At 63.5% G+C, this 260-nt stretch carries 1 pseudogene; it reads right to left on the minus strand.

What is annotated here, in order from left to right:
• Positions 1-260, minus strand: a pseudogene (locus SB753_RS38570) (class I poly(R)-hydroxyalkanoic acid synthase); the annotation flags it as partial.

The following is a 260-nucleotide window of genomic DNA, read 5'->3' on the forward strand; positions in this document are numbered from 1 at the left end:
GTGTCACCGCCGACGAGTTGCGTCGACCGGTACGCGCCCTTCCACGGCACGATGTGATCTTCCTGCGTGCCGAAGATATAGCTCGGAATGTCGATGCTGCCGAGATCCACCTGCGTGCCGCACATCGAGAGGCGGCCCGGCTTGCAGAGGTTGTTCTCGAGATACGTGTTGCGCAGATACCAGGCGTACATCGGGCGGGGCAGATTGGTGCCGTCGGCGTTCCAGTAGAGCAGGTCGAACGCCTGCGGTGCGCCGCCCTT

This window comes from Paraburkholderia sp. SIMBA_053 (assembly GCF_046534895.1).
GTDB lineage: Bacteria > Pseudomonadota > Gammaproteobacteria > Burkholderiales > Burkholderiaceae > Paraburkholderia > Paraburkholderia caledonica.